Source organism: Zhongshania aquatica, from assembly GCF_027257955.1.
Taxonomy (GTDB): Bacteria; Pseudomonadota; Gammaproteobacteria; order Pseudomonadales; family Spongiibacteraceae; genus Spongiibacter; species Spongiibacter aquatica.
Window position 1 is genome coordinate 1 of sequence record NZ_JANZNQ010000083.1, and the last position, 1,290, is coordinate 1,290.

Genomic DNA, 1,290 nt, shown 5'->3' on the forward strand with positions numbered 1-1,290 from the left:
TATTCGCACGCCGGCTCCCAATCGCTTACACGAGCTGTCAGCTCTACGCTCAAACTTGGGTTTTTCCGACATCGGTTCAACCTGTTCGCCATCAAACATTATGCTTTGCAATCGTGGTGAATTATCCTTCTATTTAATCTTCTAATATTCAGATTATCTGGATGCCGCTAACATCGGCTCATAGCTCGCTTCGTCGTGAACAATTGCCCACGCGATTCGCGCCGTCTTGTTTGCCAGTGCGACTGTTACAACATTTACATGCTTACGCGCTTTTAACGCATTTAGCCATTGGCTCAGCCCGTCATCTCGATCCTTCGCATGCCGAATGACGGCCCTGGCGCCGTGAACCAACAGCTTCCTCAGGTAGCTGTCCCCTCGTTTACTGATACCCAGCAATCTCTCCTTGCCACCGGTACTATGTTGACGTGGAGTAAGGCCGAGCGAGGCTGCAAAGTCGCGACCCTTCCTGAACGCTTGGCCGTCTCCGAGCGCACCGGCAAGAGCGCTAGCGGTAAGTGGGCCAACACCACGCACATCCAATAGGCGACGTGCCGCCGGATCGGTTTTAACTGACTGCTCAATTCGGGTATCAAGATCGGCTATGCGGTGATCAAGGTGCCTCAAATCGTTGGAGAGTTCGGCCAGTAAAACTCGAAACTCATCGGTCAAACCATTCTCCGCATCTTCAAGCCATTGGGGCAATGCTTGCCGAAGCTTATTGATGCCGATCGGTGCGATAACGCCGTATTCGCCAACTAACCCTCGAATCTGATTTGCCTTGGCCGTACGCTGACCAACAAGCTCCTCTCGCACCCGGTGGGCAGCTTGAATATCTTGCTGCTTGACCGTTTTAATGCCAACAAACCTCATTCCAGGTCGCCCCATGGCTTCGCAGATTGCTTCAGCATCGACACGATCATTCTTGTTACTTTTTACGTAGGGCTTCACGAACTGAGCCGCAATCAGTTTAACGGTGTATCCCCGCCGCTGTAGCTCTCGCCCCCAATGGTGGGCAGAAGCGCACGCTTCCATTCCAACCTCGGCTCCTTTTGGTACGCGCTGACAGAGCATATCAAGCCACTCATGACGTTTGAGCTTGACTTGCCATTGAGTCTTTTCATGCCGATCAACACCGTGAACATGAAAAACAGATTTTGCGATATCTACTCCAACTCTTGTAATGTTCATATAGGGCTTCTCCTCATCTTCTGAATGGCAAATTGACACTTACCATTCTGGCGCATTGACGCCGCATTGCTAGGGTGAGGAGGAGTCCATCCCATTGCTTAC

General features: G+C 51.5%; 1 protein-coding gene. It reads right to left on the reverse strand.

What is annotated here, in order from left to right; translation table 11 throughout:
* Nucleotides 1-153 precede the first annotated feature (153 nt).
* Complete coding sequence (locus tag O9X78_RS20700; protein ID WP_269621585.1) at nt 154-1,188, reverse strand: IS110 family RNA-guided transposase; 1,035 nt, start codon at nt 1,186-1,188, stop codon at nt 154-156.
* Nucleotides 1,189-1,290 lie beyond the last annotated feature (102 nt).

What these genes read in the sequence shown, in the direction of transcription:
- O9X78_RS20700 (WP_269621585.1), bottom strand. Translation starts at nt 1,188, where the DNA reads ATGAACATTACAAGAGTTGGAGTAGATATCGCAAAATCTGTTTTTCAT.